Here is a 26,927-nt window from a genome sequence, read left to right on the forward strand (position 1 = left end):
ACCTCCTTACTCAGTGCAACTTGGATAAATGGTGCAGACTCGGCCATCCGGCATTGTGAAAGTGCTGAAGTCGGTGTAGTTGCCATAACAAAAGGCGTACTGATCCTCAAAGTTGTCGCCTAAGCATCGCTTCCAGCCATTTGGAAAATTTACCCAGGTGTCCCTGAAGTAAGGTTGTTCTTCCCTTGCTACTTTGATTTTCATCCTCACGGTTGTGCCTGGAAGTTGATCGTGGGTGTATGCCGCAAACGGGCGCCCCGGCTGTGGAGTGCCCTGAGCATCGGTTTCCTTGCAGTCGAGTATTTTTCGCAGGATCCTCGGCTTACCTGAGGTGCGAAAAAGCCACTGACATTGGCCGTAGAAAATGCTTAGACCTTTATGGTTAAAAGTGCCTTTGTAGCGATCGTCCAATTCCGACCGTATAACAACAGCTGCACTATCAGCGCTAATGTCGCTCCAGTCCTTCCCGTAGGCGGCTCTGATGTCCAGATCAATTCGACGTATTACCATCGGGCAACCATTGATGGTCTTGCGGATGGCGATTTCGGAAACCGGCTCGTACGTTTCTCGCCAATTCCTGTTGTATCTGTTGGCTGTTTTGCGGAGGTCTATGGCTCTGCAGTTTTCACTACTATTGATCGGCTCATACTCTGCGAGGGCTTCATAGGCGAACCCTGGCGGTAGCTCTGCCGTGAAAGTGAATGTATTTGCCGGTTGGGTTTTGCACCCAGCGATGAGGGCAAGGCAAACAACCAAAGTCGCACTGCGCAGCGCGAGTCCAATCGTCGGGGAGGTCAGTGTTGGAGATTGCAGCTCCTTTTGAATTGATGTCATGGCGAAACCTCCTTATTCCGTACAGCCCGGATAAATGGTGCAGACTCGGCCATCAGGCATTTTGAATGTGCTGAAGTCGGTGTAATTGCCGTTGCAATAGGCATGCGGATCGTCATATCCATCACCCAGGCATCGCTTCCAGCCATTCGGAACTTTCACCCACGTATCCCCCCATCCGGGTTTCTCTTCCTCTGCCAAAGTAATCTTCATCCTCACCGTTTTGCCCGGCAGTTGATCAGGGTTAAAAGCCCCGAAGGTCTTCCCGTAGGCGCGTGCTCCTTGGGCATCGACCGTTCTGCAATCCAGGATTTTTCTTAGAATTCGCGGTTTGCCCGAGGTGCGAAACCACCACTCGCACTGACCTTGGAAGGTGCTTTCACCGGCCTCGTTGAATACGCCTTTGAACTGCTCCTCCAGATCATCGCGGATGAAAACCATGGCTTCGTCACCACTGAAGTCGCCCCGTGTTTTGCCATAGCTCGAATTGATCTCCAGCTCGATTCGCCTCACGACCAACGGACACCCCTTAACAATCTTGCGAATCGTGATCTCGGCATCAGGCTTGTAGTCCGTGCGCCACTTGCTGTTGAACACCGGCGCAAGGTTGTCGCGCCTGTCGAGGGTGCAGGTCTGGCCTTTCTCGGGTACGTAATGAACCACTGCGACGTAGGCAAACCCCGGTGGTAGATCGGCTGTGAATTTGAAGGTATTCGGCTGTTTGCCTTGGCAGCCCCCCAGTGCCGCGAAAACGCCGATAAGGGCGATGGTCCTGAGCTGAATCTTCATGAAGGCATCTCCCCGCTCCAGCTCTTCGAAAGCAGGTAAACCCGATCAAAGTGCTCATCCGGCGTTTCGTCCGGTCGGGGTTGCCAATGAGGCGCGAGGGTCGGGGTTTGCAGGCTCTGGATCAGCAGAAATTCCAGCCGCTCCGGCGCCAGCCAGCCCCAGGCTTCGGCCTGTGCCAGTCGCTCGCGTAGCCAGATGTGCGGGTCCTGCGAGCCCGCCAGCCCGGCGTAGGCCTGCACATGCTCGGCCAGCAGAAAACGGTGGGCATTGGCCAGACGAATCTCCATGGCGGGCTGATCGGGCATCGGCAGGTGCAGCCATGGCGGCGAGTCCGGCAGCGGATTGGTGCCGGGCGCTGGGTTGTCGGTGCTTTGCCAATGCGAGCCCTGCCAGTAACACACGCTGATCGCCGGCCCGAGATACGCCGGTAGCGCCTCGACCGGCAGATGTTCCAGCGCCCGGGCCAGCACCCGGTTGTCGTGGAAGCGGTACAGCGCCTGATGCGGACGGGTGCCGACGAGCAGCCGCTCCTGCCAGTGCCTGACCCATGCCTTCAGTTCGCCCTGACCCAGGCTGGCGAGCCAGCCCCAATGGCTGTCGGGCCTGTCGAGCAGGGCGTCGAGGCGACGGTCGTCGGGCTGGTCGAAGGTGAACAGGAACGGGCCGGTGTCCGCCAGTTCGGCGACCACGGTTTCACCGTAGACGCTGGCGTACTGCTCGTAACGGCTGCTCTTCAGCCAGCGCTGGCGCATGTCGCGTTCGTTCTGCGAGTCGAGTACCAGGCACAGGAGGCGATCCGCCCGGTGTTGCTCGATCAGCCAGTGCGGCACAAAGGATTGGCTCATGCGGCGGCTCCCTCGATCAGGCACGCTCCTCCTCGACAGGCCTCGCAGATCGGGCAGAAATCTGCACCCAGCGTTTTGCTGTCAGCCATCAAGGCGGTTTGCGAGGGAGCTACTAGTGGCGGCAGAGGCGTCGATGGCGCCAGGTCTTCAACGCTGTCGGGCAGCAGAATCGGCGCGCGTAGAAAGGCCGCCGGTGCGCCGCCGATCAGCAGGTCGCTGCTACCGAAAAGACCACCGTGATCAAGCACAAAATGCTCGCCACCGACCTTCAGGCTGATGCTTTTTCCGGCCTCCAGTACCAGATGCTCGCCAGCGCTCAAACACACCTGCCCGGCAGCTTCGACCGTCAGCGACTGACCGATCCGGGTGTGGCTGTTCTGGCTGACGTGCAGGTAGTCGCTGGCCTTGAGATGGGTCTTGCGATCACCGGTAATGGTGCGTTGCTCTTCTGCGTGGAGCACGCTGACGCTGTTGCCCTTGATGGTTTCCCGACGCTGGTTGCCGATATCCAGGTGACTGTCGTGCTCGATCTTCTGCTGCAGATCGCGCTGGGCGCGCAGATAGATCAGCTCCTGACCGGCGCGGTCTTCGATCATCAGTTCATTGAAGCCGCCGCTGTCTGGCGAACTGCGGGAGCGGAACACGCTGCGGGTCTTGTGCGCCGGCAATTCATAGGGCACCGGGTTGGCGCTGTTGGCCAGGCAACCGCTGATCACCGGATGGTCGGGATCACCGTTGAGAAACGTCACCAGCACCTCCATGCCCACGCGCGGAATGATCACGCTGCCATGGGCGTTGCCGGCCCAGTTCGTGGTGGTCCGCAACCAGCAACTGCTCTTGTCGTTGTGCCGGCCTTCGCGGTCCCAGAAAAACTGCACCTTGACCCGGCCGTAACTGTCGCAATGGATGTCTTCGCCTTCCGGCCCGGTGACCACGGCGGTCTGGGTACAGCCGATGGAAGGTTTGTCGTAGCGCAACGGCGGGCGATAGATCGCATCCCACGGTGTGGCTTCGAAATGGTTGCGGTAGCCCTGGACGAAGTCGCTTTTATCGCTCACGGCGATGTCGCTGCCGCTTTCTTCGAGCACCTGAGGCTGTTGGCCTTCGTGTTCGATTTCGGTGAGCAGCCAAAGGTCGTTCAATGCGGGGTCGGGGTGTTCTGACAACGACAGGAAATGCCCCGACACCAGCGCCGGTTCGTCGCTGTCACCCTGAGCCACGCGCTCATCGCTGCGATGACGTTCCAGGATTCGTCGGGCGAGCAGTTTGCCGTGCTCCCGGTCGAGGACTCGCCCCGGATAGACGTAATCCTCCAGATCAGGCTGACAGTTCTCGTTCGGTATCCGCGCGTCGGACTCCAGCACGATGCGCGCTCTTTCGAAATCGTAGGCGCGCCGACTGGCGCGACTGGTGCGGGTATTGAGCCCGCAGTCTAAACGGTGGATCACCGGCCGGTCGGCCACCATCGTGTTGCGCGGTTTGAACGGGGTCGGTCGGGCCAGCCTGGGAAACACGGTCTGGTCGTCGCCGAACACCAGCAGGTGCCTGTCGAGGCTGTGGCGAAAGTGATAGTGCAGGCCGTCTTCCTGGCACAGGCGCTGGATGAAGTGCAGGTCGGATTCGTTGTACTGCACGCAATATTCACGATCCGGCAGGGCCTGGCCGATCTGGAACAGGTAGCCATCCGCGTGAATGCCATGTTCCTGAAGAATCTGCCCGATGATTTGCGCAACGCTCAGGTGCTGAAAAACCCGCTGATTGAAATGATGGCCCAGATTCGTCAGACATGGCGCGAGGGTCAGGTGGTATTGCGTCAGCCGGTACCCGATATCGTCCTTTCCGATGTGCTGGATCTGTCCATGAACGCCATGGCCGTGGTCATCGAAGGCCAGAAAAGCCTGCCGGTGCATGAGGCCGGGAAGATCGATGTCCGGTCTCGGGCTGACCAGTTTGACGTCGAAGGAGTAAGGCTGGCTGATGGATTCGGTGCCGGTGAAGGACAGCACCTGCAGGTCGTGTTTAAAGGCGTCGGTGATGAGGCGCAAACGAGCATTGGCATTGAACATCCGTTGTTCCTTGTCCTGTGACAGATTCGGAACAACGCTACCAAGATGAACCGCGAATTTATGTCGGACGTTTCCCAATTCATTCGGTTTAAAAGCCCGGATTACAAGGGCTTTAGCCGCATCCTGCGGAATCGCCCTACAAGATTTTCAGAGTGGCGAATCAGTTGAACGAAATGCAGAAATACCCCAACTGCGGATCCCGCCCCAGCGCCGGCACCCGCGACACGAAGATGTCCTCTACCCGACCGAGTTCCGGCAGCTCCAGCGCGCATAAACCGTCGACGAATCCGGTCGGCACCAGGCTGTTGAATTCGAGGCAGAAGGGCATGCGTTCGCTGTAGCGGGTTTTCGCCGCGGGGACCTCATCAAGGTGCTCGATCCGGATCGGCAATGCCGTGCCATCGGGCAGGTGCAGCGTGCGTTGCTGTCCGAGCAACGGCTGGACGTGTTGAATCTGAACCGCTTGCAGCATGGTCTGACTCCAGTGAAAAAAGAACGGCCGGGAGCGGTGAAGCCCCCGGCGTTTGCTCAGTTGCGCGACGGGAACAGGCCGTTCAGGGCAACGCTGAAGTTGAGGACGAGGGCCGGGTTCAGGATCGGCAGTGGCTGGCTGCCGCCGGTGGAGGAAATGTCCCCGGTGACGGTGGTGGTCACACCCTTGAGCGGCACCGGTGTGGCGCCTTGGGCGTCGGAGTAAATGTTCGCCGAACCCGGGCCGCCGCCGGAGGCGCCGATGTACGAGTTGGTGGCGGTCGGCACGGTCGCCGGATTGCTGGCGGGTACGGCCAGGGACAAGGCCGTGTTGGCGGTGAGGCCGGTCATCGCGTGGGTGTGGTTGGGCATGTTGGCGATGGTGGCGGTGACGTTTTCGGTGCCGTACACCTGACCGATGACGCGCGGCGTCAGGCCCAGTCCGGTGCCTTGTGCGACGGGCACGCGACCTTGCAGGTTGGGCAGTTGAAAGTTGGTCGTGCCATTGCCGCCGTAGTAAGTGCCCAGCAAGGCGAACAGCGCCTGGTATTGCGAGATGCCCAGGATTTGCCCGTTGCACAAGGCCCAGCCACTTGGGGCGAAGTTGAAGGCGAACGGTTGAATCGTACCCATAAAGACTTCCATGGTTCCTCATCCTTCTGTTGTGTGGTCGGCGCGCCGCGCGGTCGCCCTTGTTGTCGGGCCGGTCGAAACGTTGTGCTGACTCCTTCCTTTTGCGCGGGCAGGTCACGCCACGCCGTAGCGTAGACCCGGATCGACGGACTTGCCGGACGTCGTCGTGGCCGCGCGTCGACTTCGGTGCTGGCCTACAGTGTTGGCAGTTGATGACGCAATTGTGTTCGCAAAAACGCTGAGGGGAGGTTGATGGAGGTCCTTCGCGAGACACCGCTGGGAGATACTCAGGATCCGTTCGCCGCACCGAATGCCGGTGTCCGGCGCCTGTTGCGCTGGGCGCGCGAGCACTGGTTGATACCGATCCTGCTGCTGGCCACCGTGGTGCGTTTTTATGACCTGACGGCTGCCGCGATCTGGGGCGATGAAGGTTCGAGCCTGCTGCTGGCGCGCTATTCGCCGGGCGGGATCTGGACGCATGCCGCGTTCGATGTGCATCCGCCGCTGTACTTCATGCTGCTGCACGGCTGGATCGGCGTGTTCGGCGACGGCCTCCTGGCCATTCGCAGCTTCAGCGCACTGGCCGGCATCGCCACGGTCGGACTCGGCGTGAGCCTGGTCGACCGGCTGGCCACTCGCCGCGCGGCGATCATCGCGGGGGTGTTGCTGGCGCTGCTGCCGACGGCGGTGCGCTACAGCCAGGAAGTGCGCATGTATGCGTTGCTGGGTTTGCTGCTGATCGGTGCGACGCTGGTGCTGGTCAAGTGGATCAGGCGACCGCAGCGTCACCGCTATCTGCTGATCTATGCGCTGCTGATGACGGCGGCGTTGTACACCCACTATTTCGCCGTGCTGGCGGCGCTGAGCCATTGGCTGTATCTGGGGTTGATCCGCCTGTTGCCGGGTTATCGCCTGAAGCATCTCCAGCGCAAGGATTGGTGGCTGGCCAATCTCGCCATCGTCGTGCTCTACCTGCCGTGGCTACCGAACCTGATCGACCTGCTGCAACACATGGACGCGCTCAAGGCCGGCGGCGATGTGGGCTGGGAAGATCCGGTGACCCTGTCTTCGCTGCCGTCGATGATCTGGCTCTGGTTGATTCAGGACGAGGGCGAACATCTCCCGTTGCTGCTGTTCGGCGGAGTGCCCCTGGCTTTGCTGGTGCTGGCGGCTGTCGCCGTTGCCCGTGATCGCAGCGTGAACCATGGCAGCGTGCTGCTGGCGGTCTACACCGGCGTGCCGTTGTTGCTGGTGTTCGCGGTGTCTTTCATTACGCCGATGTTCATCGAGCGTTACCTGACTGCCTACGCGCTGGGGCTGCCGATGCTGGCGGCGCTGGCCATCGACCGTCTCTACAGCAGCGTGCGCGTGCTGGCGATGGCGGTGCTGCTGTCGCTGGTCGGGGTCGAGATGATCGGGGTGAACAACAACGCCACGGTCGACCGCAATGACCAGTTCAACGTCATGGTCGATTACGTCAACCGCCACTTCGCCAGCGGCGACCGGATCGTCACCAGCGACATGCTCTGGTACCTCAGTTACGTCTATTACAACCGCACTGAGGCTCAAGTCCGGCTGTTTACGCCGCCCACTGCCGAAGGGCGCTCGACTCGCCCGAACCATTATGGTTTCGGCACGCTGGTGTCCGATGAGGTCTACCTTGATCGGTTGGGAGACCTGCCGAAGGACAGTGCCCGGGTCTGGTTAATCGGTGATCTGGACATGGAAGTACCCGATCCATTTCTGCCCTTGCCTGCGACCTGGCAACTGCGGGATCAGGTGCAGGCGGGCGGGGCGAAAGCGCGCCTTTTTTCGGTGCAGGCGCCCGATGGATCGGGAGAAAACTGACTTAAACGCTTCACCATTTTATTCGCGATAAAAGCTAAGTTTTTAAGTCCGTTTTGCTCTTTTCTGATATCAAAACACTACTAGTCGAATGGGTATTGTTGGATTACGCTCATCAGACAAAAGGACTTACAAATACGGTGAAGGGATTGCAGCAGTTCCACTTTATCTCCGGCTTGCCGCGCTCAGGTTCTACCCTCCTTTCTGCGATCCTCCTGCAGAACCCTCGCTTTCATGCCGGCATGACCAGTCCGGTCGGCGCGCTGTTCTCCGGTGTCCTTGAACAATGCAGTGCCGGCAGCGAATTCGGCGCGGTGATCGACACCGACATGCGCCGCCGCCTTTTGCGCGGTCTGTTCGATTCCTATTACGCCGACAAGGCCGACAAACCGGTTGTATTCGACACCAACCGCCAGTGGTCTGCGCGACTGCCGGCCATCAACGACCTGTTCCCTCAAGCCAAGGTCATCGCCTGTGTGCGCAACGTCGCCTGGGTGATGGACAGCCTGGAGCGGCTGTACCGCGCCAATCCTTTCGAAAACACCAAGCTGTTCGGCGATGCGGTCGAGCGCAACACGGTCTACAGCCGCTGCGAAACCCTGGCCCAGCGCAATCGCCTGGTGGGTTTTGCCTGGGCGGCGCTCAAGGAAGCCTATTACGGCGAGCACGCCGATTCGCTGCTGATCGTCGATTACGACCTGCTGACCCAAGCCCCGGAGCGGGTGCTGCGGCTGGTCTACGACTTCATCGGCGAACCCTGGTTCGAGCACGATTTCGAGCACCTGGCCTATGACGCGCCAGAGTTCGACCAGGCCCTCGGTGTGGCTGGCCTGCACAAGGTCAAACCCAAGGTCGCCCTGCAGTCGCGGCGCACGATCCTGCCGCCGGACCTGTTCAAGCAATACGCCGATCTATCCTTCTGGCTCGATGGCTCAGCCAGCGCTGCCAATGTCATTCGTATGAAGTCCGACGCCGCGATCAGTTGATCGCGGCGTTTTCATTGATGCGTCAACAACTGTGTTCGAGTCCGGGTGAGCAACATGTGGTGGAGCAAGCAGAAGTCGCGGGTTACCGAAGGCCAACGGACGCTGGCGGCGCCCATGATCATGTCGCTGGAACCGCGCATGCTGTTCGACGGCGCCGTCGCGGCCACTGTGGCCGACACTGCCGCCCAGGCTGACAGCCATGCCACCGCCGATGCCGCGAAAGCGCCGGTCGCCGACCACCCGAGCGCCAGCAAGGACACCCATGGCCAGGCCGATGCTACGCCCGCCGCCAGCCCGGTAGCCGTGCCGGGGCAGAGCGTGGTGTTCGTCGATTCCCGGGTCAAGGATGCCGACAGCCTGCTCAAGGGCGTGGCCCCCGGCACGCAAGTGGTCAAGCTCGATGCCGGCAAGGACGGTTTGCAGCAGATCGCCGATTATCTCGACCAGCATCAGGGCGTGAGCTCGGTGCAGATCATTGCCCACGGCAATGCCGGTGACCTGTGGCTGGGCAACAGTTATCTGTCGGCCGACAACGTTGCCCAGCGCAGCGCGATCCTGGCGGAAATCGGCAAGGACATGAACGCTGGCGGCGACATCCTGATCTACGGCTGTTACACCGCCGAAGGGGATCGTGGCCTGAGCTTCGTCGACTCGCTGGCGCAGCTGACCGGCCGCGACGTGGCCGCCTCCAGCAACCGCACGGGCTTGGGCGGCGACTGGGATCTGGAGATCGCCACCGGCACCATCGAAAGTGCCAACGTGCTGTCGACCCAGGCGATGAGCGAATACCAGTGGGGCCTGGCCACCTGGACCGCCACCAACAATGCCAACACCGGGGTCGGCTCGCTGCGCGCAGCGCTGGCGTCGGCGCAGAACGGCGACATCGTGACCTTCAGCTCCGGGATGACGGTGCAGCTCACCTCGGAATTGCTGATCAACAAGAACATCACCGTCGATGGTGACCTGAACAATGACGGGGTTGCCGACGTCACGCTCGATGGCCAATACCGGACCCGAGTGGTGGAAATCACCTCCGGCAGCACGGTGACCCTGGATGGTCTGGTCATTACCCGTGGCCTGGTTTCGGGCAACGGCGGTAATGGCGGCTACGGCGCAACCGGTGCCATGGGCGGGGGGATTTTCAACGCCGGTATCCTCACCCTGAACAACGTCTCGGTCACCGGCAACGCGGCGGCCGGTGGCGGTGGTGGCGGGGGTGTCACCGGTGCGTTCTACGGCGGTGCCGGTGGTGGTGGCGGTGGTCTTGGCGGTCAGGGCGGTGGTCATGGCGGTACGGCCGGGCCGGGCACCGGTACGCTGGGCGGCCAGGCCGGCAGCGGTGGTGTCGGCGGCTACGGCGGTGGCTACGACGCGACGCACATGGGCGGGCGCGGCGGCTCGACCACGGGCGGCGCGGGCGGTGTGGGCGTGTCCTATTACAGCAACGGCGGCAATGGCGGCACGGCCAGCAACGGCACGATTTCCATCGGTGGCGGCGGTGGCGGCGCTGGCTGGGACAAGGTCGGCGGCGCAGGCGGCAATGCAGCCGGCGGCATTTACAACGCTTCCACCGGCACGCTGAAAATCGTCGGCACCTCGGTCATCAGCAACAACATCGGCGCGGGCGGCGGTGGCGGTGGCGGCAGTGGCCAGGGCAGCAATAACTTGAACGGCGGCGACGGCGGACGAGGTGTCGGCGCGATCTGGAACCAGGGCGGCACGGTACTGATCACGGCCTCCAACTTCAGCTCCATCACTGGCAACGCGGCGGGCAGCGGCTCCGGTGGCGCAGAACTGGGCGGCGGCGTGACGGGCTCTGTACCCTTGGCCTTCGCGGCGATCTACAACAACGGCGGCACACTCAACACCGCTTATGTGGAACCACCGACCGCCACCATCGTGATGGCCGACACCGCCCTGAAAATCGGCGAAACCTCGCTGGTGACCATCACCTTCAGCCGGGCGGTGACCGGGTTCACCAACGCCGACCTGACGATTGCCAACGGCACGCTGACATCAGTGAGCAGCAGCGACGGCGGCCTGACCTGGACGGCGACCTTCACGCCGACCAACAACATTACCGACAGCACCAACCTGATCACCCTCGACAACACCGGGGTGACCGCGATCAACGACGGCGTGGCGGGTGTCGGTACGACCAACTCCGTCAACTACGCCATCGACACCGCGCGGCCGACCGTGACCATCGTGATGTCCGATACGGCGTTGAAGATCGGCGATACGTCGCTGGTGACTTTCACCTTCAGTGAAGCAGTGACCGGTTTCACCAACGCCGATCTGTCTATCGCCAACGGCACGTTGAGCGCAGTGAGCAGCAGCGACGGCGGCATCACCTGGACCGGAACGTTCACCCCGAGCGCCAGCATCAGCGATACCACCAACCTGATTACCCTGGACAACACCGGTATCGCCGACCTTGCCGGTAACGCCGGCACCGGCACCACCGATTCGGTCAATTATGCGATCGATACCGTGCGGCCGACGGCAACCATTGTGGTGGCCGACACCAATCTGGCGGCCGGTGAAACCTCGCTGGTGACCATCACCTTCAGCGAAGCGGTCAGCGGCTTCACCACCGCCGACCTGACCGTGGCCAACGGGACCCTGAGCGGTTTGAGCAGCAGTGACGGCGGCATCACCTGGACCGCCATGCTGACGCCGACCACCAACATTACCGACACCACCAACCTGGTCACCCTGGATAACACCGGGGTTGTCGATCTCGCCGGCAACGCCGGCAGTGGCACCACCAATTCCAACAATTACGCGATCGACACCGCGCGTCCGACCGCGACCATTGTGGTCGCAGACACCGCGCTGAAAATCGGCGAAACCTCGCTGGTGACTATCACCTTCAGCGAAGCGGTGACCGGTTTCACCAACGCCGACCTGACCATTGCCAACGGCACGCTGACTGCCGTGAGCAGCAGCGACGGCGGCATTACCTGGACGGCGACATTCACGCCGACCGCCAGCATCACCGACGCGACCAATCTGATCACGCTGAACAACACCGGCATCGCTGATCTGAACGGCAACGCCGGCAGCGGCACCACCGACTCCAACAACTACGCCATCGATACCGTGCGCCCGACCGCGACCATCGTGGTGACCGACAACAACCTGCGGATCGGTGAAACCTCGCTGGTGACCATCACCTTCAGTGAAGCGGTCAGCGGTTTCACCAATGCCGATCTGACGATTGCCAACGGCACCTTGAGCGCAGTCAGCAGCAGCGACGGCGGCATCACCTGGACGGCGACGTTCACCCCGAGCGCCAGCATCACCGATACCACCAACCTGATCACCCTGGACAACACCGGCATCGTCGACCTGGCGGGCAACGCCGGTAGCGGCACCACCGATTCGAACAATTATGCGATCGATACGGTGCGGCCAACCGCGACCATCGTGGTCGCCGACAGCAACCTCACTGCCGGCGAAACCTCGCTGGTGACCATCACCTTCAGCGAAGCGGTCAGCGGTTTCACCAACGCCGACCTGACGATTGCCAACGGTACGCTGACCGCCGTGAGCAGCAGTGACGGCGGCATCACCTGGACTGCGACGTTCACGCCGAACGTGGGCGTCAATGACGCGACCAACCTGATCACCCTGGCCAATACCGGCATCGCCGACCTTTCGGGCAACACCGGCAGCGGCACGACCAACTCCAATAACTACACCATCGACACCGTGGTGCCGACCGCGACCATTGTCGTGGCGGACTCCAGCCTGAAAATCGGCGAAACCTCGCTGGTGACCATCACCTTCAGTGAGGCCGTGACCGGTTTCACCAACGCCGACCTGACCATCGCCAACGGCACGCTCAGCGCGGTCAGCAGCAGCGACGGCGGCATTACCTGGACGGCCACGTTCACGCCGACCACCAACATCACCGACGCCACCAACCTGATCACGCTGGACAACACTGGCGTGCAGAACCTGTCGGGCAATGCCGGCAGCGGCACCACCGATTCGAACAACTATTCAATCGACACGGTGCGTCCGACCGCCACCATCGTGGTCGCCGACACGGCGCTCGGCGTCGGCCAGACCAGCTTGGTGACCATCACCTTCAGCGAAGCCGTGACCGGTTTCACCAACGCCGACCTGATCATCGCCAACGGTACGCTGAGCGCGGTCAGCAGCAGCGACGGCGGCATCACTTGGACGGCGACGTTCACGCCGGCGGCGGGCATCACCGATACCACCAACCTGATCACCCTGGATAACACCGGCATCACCGACCTGGCAGGCAACGCCGGCAGCGGCACCACCGATTCCAACAACTATGCGGTCGACAGTCAGCGTCCGACGGCGACCATCGTCATGAGCGACATTGACCTGCGTCCCGGCGAAACCGCGCTGGTGACCATCACCTTCAGCGAGGCGGTGACCGGTTTCGACAACTCTGACCTGAGCGTCGCCAACGGCACGCTGAGCAATGTCTCGTCGAGCGACGGCGGCCTCACCTGGACGGCCACCTTCACGCCGAACATCGGTGTCAGCGACCTGACCAACCTGATTGTCCTGAACAACACCGGTATCACCGACCTGGCCGGCAACACCGGCACTGGCACCACCAACTCGGCCAATTACCAAGTGCAGACCCAGGTGCCGACTGCCACCATCGTGGTAGCCGACCCTGCGCTCAAGGCCGGGGAAACCTCGCTGGTGACCATCACTTTCAGCGAAGCGGTCAGCGGGTTCGACAACAGTGACCTGACCATCGCCAACGGCACGCTGAGCAACGTCAGCAGCAGTGACGGCGGCATCACCTGGACCGCGACGTTCACCCCGACTGCCAATGTCACTGACGCCACCAACCTGATCAGCCTGAACAATGCCGGAGTGACCAACGTCTCAGGCAACAGCGGTATCGGCACCACCGATTCCAACAACTTCGCCATCGACACCGCGCTGCCAACCGCCACCATTGTGGTTGCCGATAACCGCCTCGGTATCGGTGAAACCACCACCGTGACCTTCACCTTCAACGAAGCGGTGATCGGGTTCGATCTGGGGGACATCAGCGTCGCCAACGGTTCGTTGTCAAACCTGACCAGCAGCGACGGCGGCGTGACCTGGACCGCAACCTTCACGCCGACAGCCAACGTCAACGATCCGACCAACCTGATCCTGATCGACACCGGCGGCGTCCAGGACCTGGCCGGCAACCTCGGGGCGAGCATCGCCATCTCCAACAACTACATCCTCGACGCGACCCGGCCGACGGTGAACATCGTGGTCGCCAATCCGAATCTGGGCATCGGCCAGAGCACCACGGTGACCTTCACCTTCAGCGAGGCGGTGAGCAATTTCGACCTGTCCGACCTGAGCGTGACCAACGGTGACCTCAGCAACCTGACCAGCAGTGACGGCGGCAAGACCTGGACCGCGACTTTCACGCCGACCGCGAATGTCACCGACCCGAGCAACTTCATTGCGCTGGACACCAGCAACGTCACCGACCTTGCGGGCAACGCCGACAGCACGGTGGCGGTGTCGAACAACTACGCCCTCGACAGCGAACGGCCGACCGCGACGGTGGTGATCGCCAATCCGAACCTGGGCGTCGGTCAGACTTCGCAGGTGACCATCACCTTCAACGAAGCGGTGAGCGGTTTCGACCTGTCGGACCTCAGCGTAGCCAACGGCACTCTGTCCAACCTGAGCAGCAGCGACGGTGGCAAGACCTGGACCGCGACCCTGACGCCGAACGCCAACGTCAACAGCGCCAGCAATGCGATCAGCATCAACACCGCCGGGGTCAGCGACCTGTCGGGCAACAGCGGCAGCAGCGTCAGCAGTTCCGGCAATTACGTGATCAACACGGTGCCTGTGCCTCCTGTGACACCGACTACTCCGTTGATCGTGGTGACACCGGATCCGGAGTTCCGCAGCAGCGATCCGGTCGCGCCGCCGCCACCGCCGAACGTTCCGCTGCAGCCGATCGTCTTCACCGCGCCCACTGGCGACCTCGGTTCACCGCTGACTTTCGCGCCGTTGTTCGAGCAACGGGTGATCGGCAACGGCATCCGTCCGCTGGGGGATATTTTCATCAACCGCGGTGCATTGAGCCCGAGCTTCATTGCCCAGGTTTTCAGCAGCAGCGACAACCTGGGTGACGGTTCCGGTCATGGCTTCCTCGGGTTTGGTGGCGGTGATGGCGGGGTGTTCGGCAGCAGCACGCTGTCGAGCCTGTTCAATCAGGACAGCAGCACCGAGCGCGATTCGCTGAATGCCTTCGACCGTCATTCGATCAAGGGCGGCGATATTTCCCAGGGCCTGCGCGGTGTGTTCGGCGCGCCGACCCTGGGCCAGCAACTGCAACAGATCAAGGACAGCGAGCAGCACCGGGTCGACAACCTGGCGGCAGCACTGCAACAGGTCGGCATCAGCGAAATGCCGGCCTGACAACACACAACAACTCACATATGTGCGGGACCTAGGGGCGATCCAGGGATGAAGAAAAGTCAGAAGTTGTTCGGCGCCAGCCTGCTGGCGCTGGCGATCAGCGGATGTGCAGTGACCAGTGAACCGATCGAACGCAGTGTCAGTGAACAAAGGGCCCGGGCCGACCTGCAAAGCATGTACAAGGGCCAGGAGCCGCTGAGCGGTCCGCTGACCCTGCACCAGGCCATGGCCCGCGCGGTGAAATACAACCTCGAAGGCCGCTTGAAAATCATGGAGGAAGCGCTGGCCAAGCGGCAGCTCGACCTCGCCAGTTTCGACATGCTGCCGCGCATGGCGCTGGACGCCGGTTACGTCGGACGCAACAACGTCAGCGCCTCCAGCAGCCAGAGTGTGCGTACCGGCACTCAGTCTCTGGAACCGTCGACCTCACAGGACCGCGACCGTGACGTCGCCGACCTGACCATGGTCTGGAACGTCCTCGATTTCGGTGTCAGCTACATCAGCGCCAAGCAGCAGGGCGACCAGCGCCTGATCGTTCAGGAGCGCCGGCGCAAGGTGATCAACACCATCGTTCAGGACGTGCGCTCGGCCTATTGGCGGGCGATGGCTGCCGAACGTTTGCTCAAGCAGATCGACAGCCTGATGGCGCGAGTCGACACCGCCCGCCGTAACAGCGAAAGCATGAGTGAACAGCGCATCGGCGATCCGGTGCAGTCCCTCGGTTACCAGCGTTCGCTGATTGAGGCGACCCGGCAACTGGAAGAACAACGCCGCGCGCTGTCGCTGGCGAAAACCGAACTGGCGACCCTGATCAACCTGCCGCTGGGCACCAACCTGACCCTGGCCACCGATGACGGTTACCGGATCCCGGAACTCAAGGTCGATCTGAGCAAGCTCGAGCAGGAAGCCCTGACCAGCCGCCCGGAACTGCGCGAGCAGGATTACCAGACCCGGATCAGCGCCGCCGAAACCCGCAAGGCCATGCTGCGTCTGCTGCCGGGTCTTGAGTTCTCCGCTGGCGGGCATTACGACAGCAACTCGTTCCTGGTCGAGCAGGGCTGGGCCGACTACGGCGTCAAAGTCACCTGGAACCTGTTCAACGTGATCTCTGCCCCGGCGGCTATCGATGTGGCGAAGGCCGGTGAAGAAGTGGCTGCTGCACGCCGTCAGGCGATGTCGATTGCGGTGTTGGCGCAGCTCTACGTGGCCAACGCCAACTATCAGGAGGCGCTGCGCCAGTTCAAGACCAACCAGCAACTGTCGGACATCGACGGGCAAATCGTCGGTCAGTTGCGTAACCGTCGTCAGGCCGACGGCATTGGTGAGCTGGACCTGATTCAGGGCGAGCTCAACACCTTGCAGGCCGACTTGCGGCGTGACCTGTCTTACGCCGATCTGCGCAATGCCTATGGCCAGATCTTCGCCAGCGCCGGCCTCGATCCGCTGCCGGATCAGGTGCAGTCGACCGAAGTGCAGTCGATCGCCACCGCCCTGGCCAACCGCGAAGCCGCGTGGGCCTCGGGGGATATTTCGCTGCCGGTGGCCCATGCCGCCGCGCAGTGACGTATTGGCGCCGACTGCCAGCATCAGCCGTGCCCAACGCGAGGCCCGCAACGGCCATCGCGGCACGGCGATGCTGCTGACCGGTTTGCCGGCGGCGGGCAAATCGACCCTTGCCCAGGCGTTGCATGCCGAGTTGTTCAGTCGTGGTCTGCAAAGTGTGGTGCTCGATGGCGATGGCCTGCGCGTCGGGCTCAACCGTGACCTGGGTTTTACCGATGCCGACCGCCTGGAAAACATCCGCCGCGCCAGTGAGCTGGCGGCGTTGCTGGTGGAGAACGGGCAGATCGTGATTCTGGCGATGATCGCGCCGCTGGCGGATCTGCGCGAGGTGTTTGCCCGTCGTTTGGGCGAGGACTATCGCGAGGTCTGGTGCAGCGCCGCGCTGGCGGTGTGCGAGCAGCGCGATCCGAAAGGGCATTACGCCCGGGCCCGGCGTGGCGAGCTCGCCGGGTTCACCGGCGTGTCGGCGCCTTACGAGGCGCCGGCCCAGGCTTCGCTGGTGCTCGACACCGGCACGCTGACGGTCGAAGCCTGTCTCGACCGGTTGCTGACTTGGCTCGGCGAATCCGCGGTGTTGCCCAAGGCATGAGCCGGCCGGCGTTCTCGCGATTGCCGCTGACCGCGGATCTGCCATTGCTGTTGCAGGCGCTGGCGGCGATTGACGACGCTGCCTGGCGCGGTCATTTCAACACCGCTTATTTCGCCGGCGACTGGAGCGGCGTGGCGCTGATTTCTGCCGCCGATGCGCTGACCGAACTGTCCCCCGGCAGCGCCGAACCCGTTCAACGCGCCCCTTGGCTGAATGATGGTCGCTGGCAGCAGGCCCTGCGGGATCTGCCGCTGGAAATTGTCAGTGCGCGGCTGTTGCGACTGGGCCCGGGCGGGCAGATTCATGAGCATCGCGACTACGATCTAGAGGGCGCGGACGCCGATTTGCGCCTGCATATTCCACTGCTCAGTCCGCCTGCCGTGGACTTCTGGCTCGACGGCCAGCGGATGCCGATGGCGAAGGGAGAATGTTGGTTTCTCGATCTCGCCCGACCGCATCGGGTCGACAATCGCGACAGCACGGTTCGGGTTCATCTGGTGCTCGATTGCCGCCCCGCGCCCTGGCTGGAGCAGATGATTGTTGACGGTTTGCCGAGCACTCCGCTGCCTGATGGCGCGGAGACGGCGCTGCAGCGATTTCAACGGTTGCTGGTCACGGATCCGTTGCTGTCCGCAACGTTGCAGGCATTGCACGACCCCGAATCATTCACCGTCCAGACGCTGGTGTTGGCCGCTGAACGAGGCCTGCATTTTTCCCGTGAAGAACTGCTGGCGGCGATGCGCAATGGTCGTCGGTCATGGAACGAACAATGGCGTCTGTGAATTTCGACGGCTGGTTACCGATCCGCATCTGGAAAACCGTCGGGCAATGGCAGGTCGACTGGTGCTGGTTTGGCGACACATCGCTGCATCAGCCGTTCTTTCGTGAAGCCGTCGAAGACGCGTTGCGCCTGCCGTTCAATCAGGCGTTCCGCCGGCAAACGCCCTTGTCGGCGCTCATGGATTGGCAGGCGCTCAGTCCGGGTCTGCTACCGAGCGCCTTTATCCTTCACGCCTCGCGGTGTGGCTCGACGCTGATCAGCCAGATGCTCGCCCGGCTCGACGATCACATCGTGGTCTCGGAGCCGCCGCCCCTTGACGCCTTGCTGCGTAGCGATCTGCCGGGCGAAGAACGCCGCGCGGCCATCGCCGGATTGCTCTCGGCGTATGGTCAGCGGCGGCGCGGTACGGAGCAGCGGCTGGTGATCAAGCTCGACGCCTGGAACATCGGTGAATGGCCGCTGCTGCAGCAATGCTTCCCCGATACGCCGTGGCTGTTTTTGTATCGCGATCCGCTGGAAATCGCCGTCTCTCACCTGCGCCGCCCCGGCCTGCACATGGTGCCGGGTGCACTCGGCGATTGTGTGCTGGACGACGATTTGCCGTTCGAGGGCAGCGAGGATTTCATCGCCCGGCGGCTGGGGCGCCTGCTGGAGGCGGGGTTGGTGCATTGCCGTGATTCTGCCGGGCTGGCGCTGAACTACAGCGAATTGCCCGACGCGATGAGCGGGCGGCTGGCGCGGTTTTTCGGGCTCAGCGCCAAGCAGTGTGAACAGGCGCTGACAGCGACGGCGCAGCACGCGAAGCAGCCGTCACAACCCTTTGTCGTCGATGGCGAACACAAACGCCGGGAGGCATCGGCGCTGTTGCGGGCACGGATCGAAGATTGCGCCCGTGCGCCCTATGCCGCGCTGGAACGCTTGCGCGCGCTTACGATTTCGCCGACAGATCCGCCATCCCCTTGAGCAGTTCGATCGGCAACGGAAAGACGATGGTCGAACTCTTGTCGCCGGCAATCGAACTCAAGGTCTGCATATAGCGCAGCTGCATGGCGCCGGGCTGGCGGCCGAGCATTTCGGCGGCCTGCATGAGTTTTTCCGAGGCCTGCAATTCGCCTTCGGCGTGGATCACCTTGGCTCGCCGTTCCCGCTCGGCTTCGGCTTGTTTCGCGATGGCGCGCACCATTGATTCGTTGAGATCGACGTGCTTGATTTCGACGTTGGCGACCTTGATGCCCCAGGCGTCGGTCTGGGCGTCGAGCACTTGCTGGATGTCGATGTTCAGGCGTTCGCGCTCGGCCAGCAGTTCGTCCAGCTCATGTTTGCCGAGCACTGCGCGCAGGGTGGTCTGGGCCAGTTGGCTGGTGGCCATGAGGAAATCTTCGACCTGGATGATCGCTTTCTGTGGGTCGAGCACTCGGAAGTACAGCACCGCGTTGACCTTCACCGACACGTTGTCGCGGGTGATCACGTCCTGTGGCGGCACGTCGAGGACGATGGTGCGCAGGTCGACCCGAACCATTTGCTGCACCACCGGAATCAAAAGGATCAGCCCCGGCCCCTTGACCTGCCAGAAGCGTCCGAGCTGGAACACCACGCCGCGTTCGTATTCGCGCAGGATGCGGAACGTCGAGCCGGCCAGGGCGATCAGCAACAGCAGCAGCGCGACAAAACCGATTTGCAGACCCATGATCACTCTCCGAGCGGTGCCGCGTCAGTCGCGGCCACTTGCAGCAACAGACCCTTGCGCCCGACCACGCGCACCGGTTGCCCGGTGTGCAGCGGCGTGGCGCTCAGCACCTGCCAGCGTTCTCCTTGTAATTGCACCCAGCCGTTGCGGCTGTCTTCCGGTTGCACCACCGTCACCGCCGTGACACTGCCGAGCAGGCCGGCATCGCCGCTGACCGGTTGGCGCGGTCGGGTTTTCAGGGCGCGGATCAGCAATGCGATCAGCAACAGGGCGCTCACCAACCCGAGGCCGATCATCATCGGCACCGGCAGTTCGGCGTTGCTCAGGATCAGCGCGCCGATCACGAACATGACGATACCGCCGAGGCCGATCAGCCCGTAGTTGGGCAGCGCGGCTTCGGCGATCAGAAATGTGATGCCCAAGGTAATCAGCCACAGGCCGACCGGACTGACGGCGGTAAACGGACCGTCCGCCGCAACCACCGATCCACTCAGCAGCAACAGGGCAAGCGCACAGCAACGGATGTTCACGTGACCCTCCGCGAGAGTCAGGACTTGTTCTTACAGTCTAGTTGAGGCTGCGGCTGGATGATTTTTGATCAATTTGCCTGTCTCGCCAGTGGGCGGATTTCCCGGTGTTTGCAGCTCGCCGGACTAGACTTTCAAGTACAGCCACAGCGTTTCATTACCGTCCGCCGCGCAGCGTCGGCGGGCACCGAGGTGCATCATGCGTATGGCCAAGAAAGTGCAGAGCAGCCTCAACCGGGCGCAATGCGAATATGACATCGTCACCCACCCGCACTCGTCCAGCAGCCTGGAAACGGCGCGGGTCTCCGGGATTGCCGCAGAACGGGTGGCCAAATCGGTGATCCTGGACGACCGTCACGGGCACTACCTGATGGCGGTGCTGCCCGCCAGCCGCCACTTGGACTTGAGCAAAGTGCGCAGCAGCGGCGAATGGCAAATCACCCGCGAAAGCAATCTGGCGCACATTTTCGACGACTGCGAACGCGGCGCCGTACCGCCACTGGGCGATTCCTACGGCCTGGACATGGTCATCGACCCGCTGCTGACCCGGCAGAAAGACATCTACCTGGAAGCCGGCAACCACAACAACCTGCTGCACATGAGCATGCCCGAATTCCTGAAAATGGTGCCGCATGCGCAGGTGCGGGAGTTGAGTCAGTAGGTTTGCGGCGTTTTTGACGACGCTAATCGCGAGCAGGCTCGCTCCCACAGGTTCTGCGCTAGACCTGTGGGAGCGGGCCTGCTCGCGAAAAATCTTTCACACCCTATAAATCTCGCAGGAGTTCCGACATGGAAAACCCGACGCACAGCCTCCCATCCCTGTTCAAGCAACTCGGCCTGGACAACGACCCGGTCAGCATCGACCAGTTCATCGCCACCCATTCTCCGCTCAAACCGGAACTGCACCTGTGCGACGCGTTTTTCTGGACCAAGAGCCAGGCGGATTTCCTGCGCGACGAGATTCTCGATGATGCGGATTGGGCGGAGGTGGTGGATCAGTTGGATGTGATGTTGAGGAAGGGGCGGGGGTAATTATCAGCTTGCCGTTCGTAAGCTGAATCGACTCATCCGGTTGCCAGTAATGCTTCCTTAGACCAGAATTACGACCTCAATTGAGGTCTTTTATTATGCAAAGTGTTCTGGCCGATATGGCTGTCAGTGTTTCTGAACTGAAAAAAAACCCCTCCGCAGTGCTAAACGGCGCGCACGGAGGAGCAGTTGCTGTCCTGAATCACAACCGGGTCATGGGCTACATGGTGCCGGCTGACGTTTACGAAGCCATGATGGAGCGGCTCGATGATCTCGAGTTGGCAGAAATCGTTCGTTCTCGCAGTCACGAGACTCCCATACCGGTAAGCCTGGATGACCTATAAGCTCGAATTTCTGCCTTCCGCTCACAAAGAGTGGAACAAACTGGGTCATACGCTGCGTGATCAATTTAAGAAGAAGCTGGCTGAGCGTCTTGAGCGTCCGCGTATTCCGGCTGACTCGCTCCACGGCATGCCTGATTGCTACAAGATCAAACTCAAAGCGTCCGGTTATCGACTGGTTTACCAAGTGATCGAAGAGCGGGTGGTTGTCTCGGTAGTCGCCGTGGGTAAGCGCGAGCGAAGCGACGTCTACGAAAACGCGAAAAGACGTTGAGTTGAAGCACGCAACCCAATTTGTTTCAAAACTTGACTGAATTTCCCCACCAATGCGATATTGATAGTTAGCAAACTAACAGTGTGCATTCCCTCGTGCCGAATAACCTCGACGCTCTCCAGATGAATATCAGTAGTGCCATGGTGGTGGCCGCCAGGCATTGGCGGAAGATCTGCCAGACCACGCTGGTCAATTATGGAATCTCCGAAGCCTGCGCCGTCCCGTTATTGATGATCGGGCGGCTGGGCGAGGGTGTGCGCCAGGTGCAGGTGGCGCAGGCGGCAGGGATGGAGTCGCCGTCGCTGGTACGCCTGCTCGATCAGTTGTGTCACGCCGGGTTTGTCTGCCGCACCGAAGATGCCCAGGACCGTCGCGCCAAATGCCTGAGCCTGACCGACACCGGCCGTGAGCTGGTGCAAGCGGTGGAGGCGCAACTGGTGCGTCTGCGTCATGAAGTGCTCGAAGGCATCGACCAGCGCGATCTGGAGGCTACGCTTCGGGTACTGAGAGCTTTTGAGGCGGCCACTCCGCCAACGGTGATCAATCCGTGAACGGGTTTTTTTCCGGCATGCCCCCCGCGCGGGACTGGTTCTACGGGATCCGCACGTTCGCGGCCTCGATGACCGCGCTGTACATCGCCTTGCTCATGCAGATGCCGCGTCCTTATTGGGCGATGGCCACGGTGTACATCGTTTCCAGTCCGTTCCTCGGCCCGACCAGTTCCAAGGCGTTGTATCGCGCGATCGGTACGTTTCTCGGTGCGGCGGCGGCGGTGCTGTTCGTGCCGATGTTCGTCCAAAGCCCTTACGTGCTGGTGGTGGTCATCGCCTTGTGGACGGGGATTCTGCTGTTCCTGTCCCTGCACCTGCGCACCGCCAACAACTACGCGCTGATGCTGGCCGGCTACACCTTGCCGTTGATCGCCCTGCCGGTGGTGGATAACCCGCTGGCGGTGTGGGACGTGGCGGAGTCGCGGACTGAAGAGATCTTTCTCGGCATCGCCGTGGCGGCGGTGGTCGGCGCGATGTTCTGGCCACGGCGCCTGGCACCGGTGTTCAACGATGCCGTGGGCAAGTGGTTCGCCGACGCCACAACTTACAGTCTGAAATTCCTCAGCCGCGACGTGCAGCCCGAAGAGGTCGCAGCCCTGCGCATGGCGATGGTCGGCAGTTTCAACAGCCTGGAGTTGATGATCGGCCAGTTGCCGCACGAAGGTGCGCGGCCGCAGACGGTGCGCAACACCAAGGAACTGCGCGGGCGGATGATCCATCTGCTGCCGGTGATCGACGCCCTTGAGGATTCGCTTTACGCCCTCGAACGGCGCACGCCCGAGCTGGTGGAAAAATTCGCCCCGCTACTCACCGCGACCCGCGAATGGCTTGGCCACAAAGACGCCGATCTGGAACGCTGGCAAGCGCTGCGGGATCAGCTCGAAGCGCTGCAACCGAGCGCCGAAGCCCTCGAAGATCGCAAGCAGTTGCTGTTTTCCAACGCGCTGTATCGCCTCGGCGAGTTCATCGATCTGTGGCAGGACTGCCGCAGCCTGCAGGACGCAATCCTGTGCGAGCGCCAGGACAGCTGGCGCGCGGTGTATCGTCACTGGCGCCTCGGTCGCCTGACGCCATTCATCGACCGCGGGCTGATGCTGTATTCGGTGGCCTCGACCATTCTGGCGATCATCGTCGCCTCGGTGTTGTGGATCCTGCTCGGCTGGACCGACGGCGGCAGCGCGGTGATTCTGGCGGCGGTGTCGTGCAGCTTCTTCGCCTCGATGGACGACCCGGCGCCGCAGATCTACCGGTTCTTTTTCTGGACCGGGATGTCGGTGCTGTTTGCCAGTCTGTACCTGTTTCTGGTGCTGCCGAACCTGCATGACTTTCCGATGCTGGTGCTGGCGTTCGCGGTGCCGTTCATCTGTGTCGGCACCCTGACGGTGCAGCCACGCTTCTACCTCGGCATGCTGCTGACGCTGGTCAACACTTCTTCGTTCATCAGCATTTCCGGTGCTTACGACGCGGACTTCTTTGCCTTCGTCAATTCCAACCTGGCGGGCCCGATCGGGTTGTTGTTTGCGTTTATCTGGACGCTGATCGCCCGGCCGTTCGGCGCCGAACTGGCGGCCAAGCGCCTGACCCGTTTCAGCTGGAAAGATATCGTCAGCATGACCGAACCGGCCAACCTCGCCGAACACCGACAGCTTGGCGTGCAACTGCTCGACCGCCTGATGCAGCACCTGCCGCGTCTGGCGCTGACTGGCCAGGACACCGGTATCGCCATGCGCGAAGTGCGCGTGGGGCTGAACCTGCTCGACCTGCTCGCCTACACGCCGCGAGTGACGGGCGCACCGAACGCGCTGCTCAAGCAAGTGGTGGCAGAGGTCGGCGAATATTTCCGGGCCTGTCTCAAGGCCGGCGAACGCCTGCCGGCACCAAGCGCTTTGCTGATGACCATGGATCGCACCCGCCGCGCGCTCAATGGCCATGGCGATGAAGAAACCCGACTCAACCTGTTGCATGCCTTGAGCGGTTTGCGGCTGGCGCTGTTGCCCGGTGTGGAATTCGTTTCCAACGCAGAGCCCGAAGAACCGCTGCCCGAAGGAGCGCCCCTATGATCGGTGATCTGGACATCAGCGGCATTTTCCTGCCGACCCTGCTGGTGTTGATGGGCATCACTTATGTGCTGTTTGTTTTGGTACACGGCGTGCTCACACGCCTGCATTTCTACCGTCTGGTCTGGCACCGGGCATTGTTCAACGTGGCTCTCTACGCCGTGATGCTGTACGGCGTGGATTCACTCAGTCGATACCTGATGACATGAAAAAACCGTTTCTGACCCTCGGTCGCGTCGTTCTGACGCTGCTGATCGTGACTTTCGCCGTCGTCGTGGTCTGGCGCATGGTGATGTATTACATGTTCGCGCCCTGGACCCGCGACGGCCACATTCGCGCCGACATCGTGCAGATCGCCCCGGACGTGTCCGGGCTGATCCAACAGGTCGAAGTGAAGGACAACCAGTTGGTGAAACGCGGTCAGGTGCTGTTCAGCATCGACCAGGACCGTTTCAAACTGGCGTTGCGCCAGGCCAGGGCGGCTGTCGCTGATCGCGAAGAAACCCTCGCACAGGCGCAGCGTGAAGCTAAACGTAACCGTGGCTTGGGCAATCTGGTGCCGGCCGAACAGCTGGAAGAAAGCCAGTCGAAGGTGGCCCGCGCGCAATCGGCCCTGGCCGAAGCGCTGGTGGCGGTGGACAGCGCTCAGCTCAACCTCGATCGCTCGGTGATCCGCAGCCCGGTGGACGGCTACGTCAACGACCGTGCGCCGCGTTCGCAGGAATTCGTCACCGCCGGGCGTCCGGTGTTGTCGGTGGTCGACAGCAATTCGTTCCACATCGACGGCTATTTCGAAGAAACCAAACTCGACGGCATCCACATCGGGCAGTCGGTGGATATCCGCGTGATCGGCGACCGCGCTCGCCTGCGCGGGCACGTCGAAAGCATCGTCGCCGGTATCGAAGACCGTGACCGTTCGAGCGGCAGCAACCTGCTGCCCAACGTCAACCCGGCGTTCAGCTGGGTGCGTCTGGCGCAACGGATTCCGGTGCGCATTGCCTTCGACGACGTGCCGGATGACTTCCGCATGATCGCCGGGCGTACCGCCACCGTGTCGATCATCGACGATCAACCGCAGGAGCCCACGCAATGAACAGGGCCCTGATGGTCGCCGGACTGGGCATGATGCTGTCGGCCTGCTCGATGGTCGGGCCGGACTATCACGTGCCCGAAGACGCGGCGATCCAGCGCAAGGATTTCCAGGGCGACCTGGCGGTGGCCGGCAAACCGGTGGTGTCGGCCCCGGTGTCGGCGGACTGGTGGCGGCTGTATCAGGATCCGCGTCTGGATCAACTGGTGCAGCAGGCCATGGCCTCCAACACCGATCTGCGGGTGGCGGCGGCGAACCTGTCGCGGGCCCGTGCGCAGGTCGATGAAGCCGAAGCGGCCGGTGGCTGGAGCGGCGGCGTGAAGATGGGCGCGCAACGCTTGCAGGAATCCGGCGAGGCGTTCCTGCTGCCGGAGAAAGTGCCGGTGGCCAACATTGGCGATATCGGCATCAGCGCGTCCTACCAGTTCGACCTGTGGGGCACGCTGCAACGCGGGATCGAAGCGGCGAAGGCCAACGCCGACGCAACCCAGGCCGCGGCCGATACCGCGCGCATCACCCTGGTCGCCGACGTGGTGCGGGCCTACACCCAGGTCTGCGCGGCGAACGAGGAACGGGAAATCGCTCAGCACTCCCTCGATCTGCAATCCCAGAGCACTACCCTGATCCAGCGTCTGCGCGATGCCGGGCGCGGCGACGAAACCCAGGTCACCCGTTCGCAGACCCAATTCAAATCCCTGCGCGCCGACATGCCGCGCTATGAGGCGGCGCGGCAGGCCGGGTTGTTCCGTCTGTCGATGCTGCTGGCCAAGCCTGTCGATCAATTGCCGGCCGGCACCGCGACCTGCGCCGAACTGCCGAAAATCGCCCAGTTGGTGCCGGTGGGCGATGGCGCTGCGCTGCTCAAGCGTCGGCCGGACATCCGTCAGGCCGAGCGGCGTCTGGCGGCTGCGACGGCTGGTATCGGTATCGCCACCGGCGAGCTGTACCCGGACATCAGCTTCGGCGCGACGATCGGCACTGTCGGCATTCTGGACAACCTTGGCAAACCGTCCACCAACCGCTGGGGCTTCGGCCCGTCGCTGAGCTGGAGCGTGCCGACCAACGGCGCCCGGGCCCGAATCCGCGAAGCCGAAGCCACGACCCAGGGCGCGCTGGCGCATTTCGACGGCGTGGTGCTCAACGCCATCCGCGAAACCCAGACCGGCCTGTCCCAGTACTCCGCGCTGCTGCAACGCCGCGATGCGCTGGCCGATGCCGAGCAGTCGGCGAAGCTGGCGGCCGACCAGACGCACCGCTTCTTCCAGGCCGGCCGCGAGTCATTCCTCGCCGACCTGCAGGCCACCCGCACCTACACCGACGTCACTGCGCAACTGGCCGCCGCCAACACCCAGGTTGCCATGAGCCAGATCGATTTATTCCTTGCCCTGGGTGGCGGTTGGGAAAGCGGACGAACGCAAGCCTCGAGCGCCAGCAAACCCTGAGGCCGTTGCTATGCTTTGAAGTATTGAAAGGGCGCCCCGAACCAGGCGCCTTTTCAGTGCACATCGCTAGCGCAGGTCTAGGGGAAACC

The 26,927-nt window shown here is 62.3% G+C and carries 24 protein-coding genes; 16 read left to right on the top strand and 8 right to left on the bottom strand.

The window, feature by feature from the left end; genetic code table 11:
* Window positions 1-6: 6 nt before the first annotated feature.
* From C1X29_RS16175 to C1X29_RS16200, 6 genes are all read right to left on the bottom strand, one after another.
* Window positions 7-834 (bottom strand): hypothetical protein, encoded by an 828-nt coding sequence (locus C1X29_RS16175; RefSeq protein WP_219733687.1) that lies wholly within the window; start codon window positions 832-834, stop codon window positions 7-9.
* Between the two features lie 12 nt (window positions 835-846).
* Entirely contained in the window at window positions 847-1,620 is a 774-nt protein-coding gene (locus tag C1X29_RS16180) for a hypothetical protein (protein ID WP_102717891.1), read from the bottom strand.
* The gene (locus tag C1X29_RS16185; protein ID WP_102717892.1) at window positions 1,617-2,465 is read right to left on the bottom strand and encodes a DUF4123 domain-containing protein; all 849 of its coding nucleotides are present in this window, start codon (window positions 2,463-2,465) and stop codon (window positions 1,617-1,619) included. Before C1X29_RS16185 ends, C1X29_RS16180 begins: the two co-directional genes overlap by 4 nt.
* Window positions 2,462-4,531, bottom strand: coding sequence for a type VI secretion system tip protein VgrG (locus C1X29_RS16190; protein ID WP_102717893.1), 2,070 nt, complete (start codon window positions 4,529-4,531; stop codon window positions 2,462-2,464). The genes C1X29_RS16185 and C1X29_RS16190 overlap by 4 nt, the downstream gene beginning before the upstream one ends.
* Before the next feature lie 160 nt (window positions 4,532-4,691).
* On the bottom strand, window positions 4,692-5,003 hold the full coding sequence (locus tag C1X29_RS16195) for a hypothetical protein (RefSeq protein WP_102717894.1): 312 nt from the start codon (window positions 5,001-5,003) through the stop codon (window positions 4,692-4,694).
* A gap of 56 nt (window positions 5,004-5,059) precedes the next feature.
* Window positions 5,060-5,647 carry a phage tail protein gene (locus tag C1X29_RS16200; protein WP_064382667.1) on the bottom strand — a complete coding sequence of 196 codons (588 nt, stop codon included), beginning with the start codon at window positions 5,645-5,647 and terminating at the stop codon, window positions 5,060-5,062.
* Between the two features lie 240 nt (window positions 5,648-5,887).
* Here C1X29_RS16200 and C1X29_RS16205 point away from each other — a divergent pair, with 240 nt between their 5' ends.
* The 7 genes from C1X29_RS16205 (at window position 5,888) to C1X29_RS16235 (ending at window position 18,803) form a co-directional block, all read left to right on the top strand.
* Window positions 5,888-7,483, top strand: coding sequence for a glycosyltransferase family 39 protein (locus C1X29_RS16205; RefSeq protein WP_102717895.1), 1,596 nt, complete (start codon window positions 5,888-5,890; stop codon window positions 7,481-7,483).
* Window positions 7,484-7,620: 137 nt separating this feature from the next.
* On the top strand, window positions 7,621-8,466 hold the full coding sequence (locus C1X29_RS16210) for a sulfotransferase (protein WP_011331872.1): 846 nt from the start codon (window positions 7,621-7,623) through the stop codon (window positions 8,464-8,466).
* A gap of 54 nt (window positions 8,467-8,520) precedes the next feature.
* Window positions 8,521-14,907, top strand: a complete 6,387-nt coding sequence (locus C1X29_RS16215; protein ID WP_102717896.1) for an Ig-like domain-containing protein — start codon at window positions 8,521-8,523, stop codon at window positions 14,905-14,907.
* Window positions 14,908-14,955: 48 nt separating this feature from the next.
* The gene (locus C1X29_RS16220; protein WP_102717897.1) at window positions 14,956-16,470 is read left to right on the top strand and encodes a TolC family protein; all 1,515 of its coding nucleotides are present in this window, start codon (window positions 14,956-14,958) and stop codon (window positions 16,468-16,470) included.
* Window positions 16,454-17,059, top strand: a complete 606-nt coding sequence (gene cysC / locus C1X29_RS16225; protein ID WP_064382671.1) for an adenylyl-sulfate kinase — start codon at window positions 16,454-16,456, stop codon at window positions 17,057-17,059. Before C1X29_RS16220 ends, cysC begins: the two co-directional genes overlap by 17 nt.
* Window positions 17,056-17,841, top strand: coding sequence for an aspartyl/asparaginyl beta-hydroxylase domain-containing protein (locus C1X29_RS16230; RefSeq protein ID WP_102687444.1), 786 nt, complete (start codon window positions 17,056-17,058; stop codon window positions 17,839-17,841). The genes cysC and C1X29_RS16230 overlap by 4 nt, the downstream gene beginning before the upstream one ends.
* Window positions 17,829-18,803 (top strand): sulfotransferase family protein, encoded by a 975-nt coding sequence (locus tag C1X29_RS16235; RefSeq protein WP_102687445.1) that lies wholly within the window; start codon window positions 17,829-17,831, stop codon window positions 18,801-18,803. Before C1X29_RS16230 ends, C1X29_RS16235 begins: the two co-directional genes overlap by 13 nt.
* Here the strand turns inward: C1X29_RS16235 and C1X29_RS16240 are convergent.
* Both C1X29_RS16240 and C1X29_RS16245 read right to left on the bottom strand, forming a co-directional pair.
* Window positions 18,769-19,527: a slipin family protein gene (locus tag C1X29_RS16240; RefSeq protein WP_007957673.1), complete on the bottom strand. Its 759-nt coding sequence runs from the start codon at window positions 19,525-19,527 to the stop codon at window positions 18,769-18,771. The two genes, C1X29_RS16235 and C1X29_RS16240, sit on opposite strands and share 35 nt — an antisense overlap.
* 2 nt (window positions 19,528-19,529) lie before the next feature.
* Complete coding sequence (locus C1X29_RS16245) at window positions 19,530-20,057, bottom strand: NfeD family protein (RefSeq protein WP_085746279.1); 528 nt, start codon at window positions 20,055-20,057, stop codon at window positions 19,530-19,532.
* Between the two features lie 196 nt (window positions 20,058-20,253).
* Here C1X29_RS16245 and C1X29_RS16250 point away from each other — a divergent pair, with 196 nt between their 5' ends.
* The 9 genes from C1X29_RS16250 (at window position 20,254) to C1X29_RS16290 (ending at window position 26,838) form a co-directional block, all read left to right on the top strand.
* Window positions 20,254-20,715 (top strand): aminoacyl-tRNA deacylase, encoded by a 462-nt coding sequence (locus C1X29_RS16250; RefSeq protein ID WP_007957669.1) that lies wholly within the window; start codon window positions 20,254-20,256, stop codon window positions 20,713-20,715.
* A gap of 128 nt (window positions 20,716-20,843) precedes the next feature.
* Window positions 20,844-21,086, top strand: coding sequence for a DUF2789 domain-containing protein (locus tag C1X29_RS16255; RefSeq protein ID WP_085608554.1), 243 nt, complete (start codon window positions 20,844-20,846; stop codon window positions 21,084-21,086).
* Between the two features lie 95 nt (window positions 21,087-21,181).
* Window positions 21,182-21,427, top strand: a complete 246-nt coding sequence (locus C1X29_RS16260) for a type II toxin-antitoxin system Phd/YefM family antitoxin (protein WP_039773014.1) — start codon at window positions 21,182-21,184, stop codon at window positions 21,425-21,427.
* Entirely contained in the window at window positions 21,417-21,698 is a 282-nt protein-coding gene (locus tag C1X29_RS16265) for a type II toxin-antitoxin system RelE/ParE family toxin (RefSeq protein ID WP_039773012.1), read from the top strand. The genes C1X29_RS16260 and C1X29_RS16265 overlap by 11 nt, the downstream gene beginning before the upstream one ends.
* A gap of 122 nt (window positions 21,699-21,820) precedes the next feature.
* Complete coding sequence (locus C1X29_RS16270) at window positions 21,821-22,249, top strand: MarR family winged helix-turn-helix transcriptional regulator (RefSeq protein WP_011331882.1); 429 nt, start codon at window positions 21,821-21,823, stop codon at window positions 22,247-22,249.
* A complete protein-coding gene (locus tag C1X29_RS16275; RefSeq protein WP_102687449.1) occupies window positions 22,246-24,309 on the top strand; it encodes an FUSC family protein in 2,064 nt (687 codons plus the stop codon). The genes C1X29_RS16270 and C1X29_RS16275 overlap by 4 nt, the downstream gene beginning before the upstream one ends.
* A complete protein-coding gene (locus tag C1X29_RS16280) occupies window positions 24,306-24,515 on the top strand; it encodes a DUF1656 domain-containing protein (protein WP_007957657.1) in 210 nt (69 codons plus the stop codon). Before C1X29_RS16275 ends, C1X29_RS16280 begins: the two co-directional genes overlap by 4 nt.
* Complete coding sequence (locus tag C1X29_RS16285) at window positions 24,512-25,399, top strand: HlyD family secretion protein (RefSeq protein ID WP_102717898.1); 888 nt, start codon at window positions 24,512-24,514, stop codon at window positions 25,397-25,399. Before C1X29_RS16280 ends, C1X29_RS16285 begins: the two co-directional genes overlap by 4 nt.
* The gene (locus tag C1X29_RS16290; RefSeq protein WP_102717899.1) at window positions 25,396-26,838 is read left to right on the top strand and encodes an efflux transporter outer membrane subunit; all 1,443 of its coding nucleotides are present in this window, start codon (window positions 25,396-25,398) and stop codon (window positions 26,836-26,838) included. The genes C1X29_RS16285 and C1X29_RS16290 overlap by 4 nt, the downstream gene beginning before the upstream one ends.
* Window positions 26,839-26,927: the final 89 nt, after the last annotated feature.

The organism is Pseudomonas sp. GW456-12-10-14-LB2 (genome assembly GCF_002884345.1).
GTDB lineage: Bacteria > Pseudomonadota > Gammaproteobacteria > Pseudomonadales > Pseudomonadaceae > Aquipseudomonas > Aquipseudomonas paraglycinae.

Excerpts from the sequence above, each read along its gene's own strand:
- C1X29_RS16175 (WP_219733687.1), bottom strand. The coding sequence starts at position 834 with ATGACATCAATTCAAAAGGAGCTGCAATCTCCAACACTGACCTCCCCG.
- C1X29_RS16180 (WP_102717891.1), bottom strand. The coding sequence starts at position 1,620 with ATGAAGATTCAGCTCAGGACCATCGCCCTTATCGGCGTTTTCGCGGCA.
- C1X29_RS16250 (WP_007957669.1), top strand. The coding sequence starts at position 20,254 with ATGCGTATGGCCAAGAAAGTGCAGAGCAGCCTCAACCGGGCGCAATGC.
- C1X29_RS16265 (WP_039773012.1), top strand. The coding sequence starts at position 21,417 with ATGACCTATAAGCTCGAATTTCTGCCTTCCGCTCACAAAGAGTGGAAC.
- cysC (WP_064382671.1), top strand. The coding sequence starts at position 16,454 with ATGCCGCCGCGCAGTGACGTATTGGCGCCGACTGCCAGCATCAGCCGT.
- C1X29_RS16200 (WP_064382667.1), bottom strand. The coding sequence starts at position 5,647 with ATGGAAGTCTTTATGGGTACGATTCAACCGTTCGCCTTCAACTTCGCC.
- C1X29_RS16270 (WP_011331882.1), top strand. The coding sequence starts at position 21,821 with ATGAATATCAGTAGTGCCATGGTGGTGGCCGCCAGGCATTGGCGGAAG.
- C1X29_RS16205 (WP_102717895.1), top strand. The coding sequence starts at position 5,888 with ATGGAGGTCCTTCGCGAGACACCGCTGGGAGATACTCAGGATCCGTTC.
- C1X29_RS16215 (WP_102717896.1), top strand. The coding sequence starts at position 8,521 with ATGTGGTGGAGCAAGCAGAAGTCGCGGGTTACCGAAGGCCAACGGACG.
- C1X29_RS16240 (WP_007957673.1), bottom strand. The coding sequence starts at position 19,527 with ATGGGTCTGCAAATCGGTTTTGTCGCGCTGCTGCTGTTGCTGATCGCC.
- C1X29_RS16185 (WP_102717892.1), bottom strand. The coding sequence starts at position 2,465 with ATGAGCCAATCCTTTGTGCCGCACTGGCTGATCGAGCAACACCGGGCG.
- C1X29_RS16230 (WP_102687444.1), top strand. The coding sequence starts at position 17,056 with ATGAGCCGGCCGGCGTTCTCGCGATTGCCGCTGACCGCGGATCTGCCA.
- C1X29_RS16285 (WP_102717898.1), top strand. The coding sequence starts at position 24,512 with ATGAAAAAACCGTTTCTGACCCTCGGTCGCGTCGTTCTGACGCTGCTG.
- C1X29_RS16195 (WP_102717894.1), bottom strand. The coding sequence starts at position 5,003 with ATGCTGCAAGCGGTTCAGATTCAACACGTCCAGCCGTTGCTCGGACAG.
- C1X29_RS16280 (WP_007957657.1), top strand. The coding sequence starts at position 24,306 with ATGATCGGTGATCTGGACATCAGCGGCATTTTCCTGCCGACCCTGCTG.
- C1X29_RS16220 (WP_102717897.1), top strand. The coding sequence starts at position 14,956 with ATGAAGAAAAGTCAGAAGTTGTTCGGCGCCAGCCTGCTGGCGCTGGCG.
- C1X29_RS16290 (WP_102717899.1), top strand. The coding sequence starts at position 25,396 with ATGAACAGGGCCCTGATGGTCGCCGGACTGGGCATGATGCTGTCGGCC.
- C1X29_RS16235 (WP_102687445.1), top strand. The coding sequence starts at position 17,829 with ATGGCGTCTGTGAATTTCGACGGCTGGTTACCGATCCGCATCTGGAAA.
- C1X29_RS16190 (WP_102717893.1), bottom strand. The coding sequence starts at position 4,531 with ATGTTCAATGCCAATGCTCGTTTGCGCCTCATCACCGACGCCTTTAAA.
- C1X29_RS16255 (WP_085608554.1), top strand. The coding sequence starts at position 20,844 with ATGGAAAACCCGACGCACAGCCTCCCATCCCTGTTCAAGCAACTCGGC.
- C1X29_RS16260 (WP_039773014.1), top strand. The coding sequence starts at position 21,182 with ATGCAAAGTGTTCTGGCCGATATGGCTGTCAGTGTTTCTGAACTGAAA.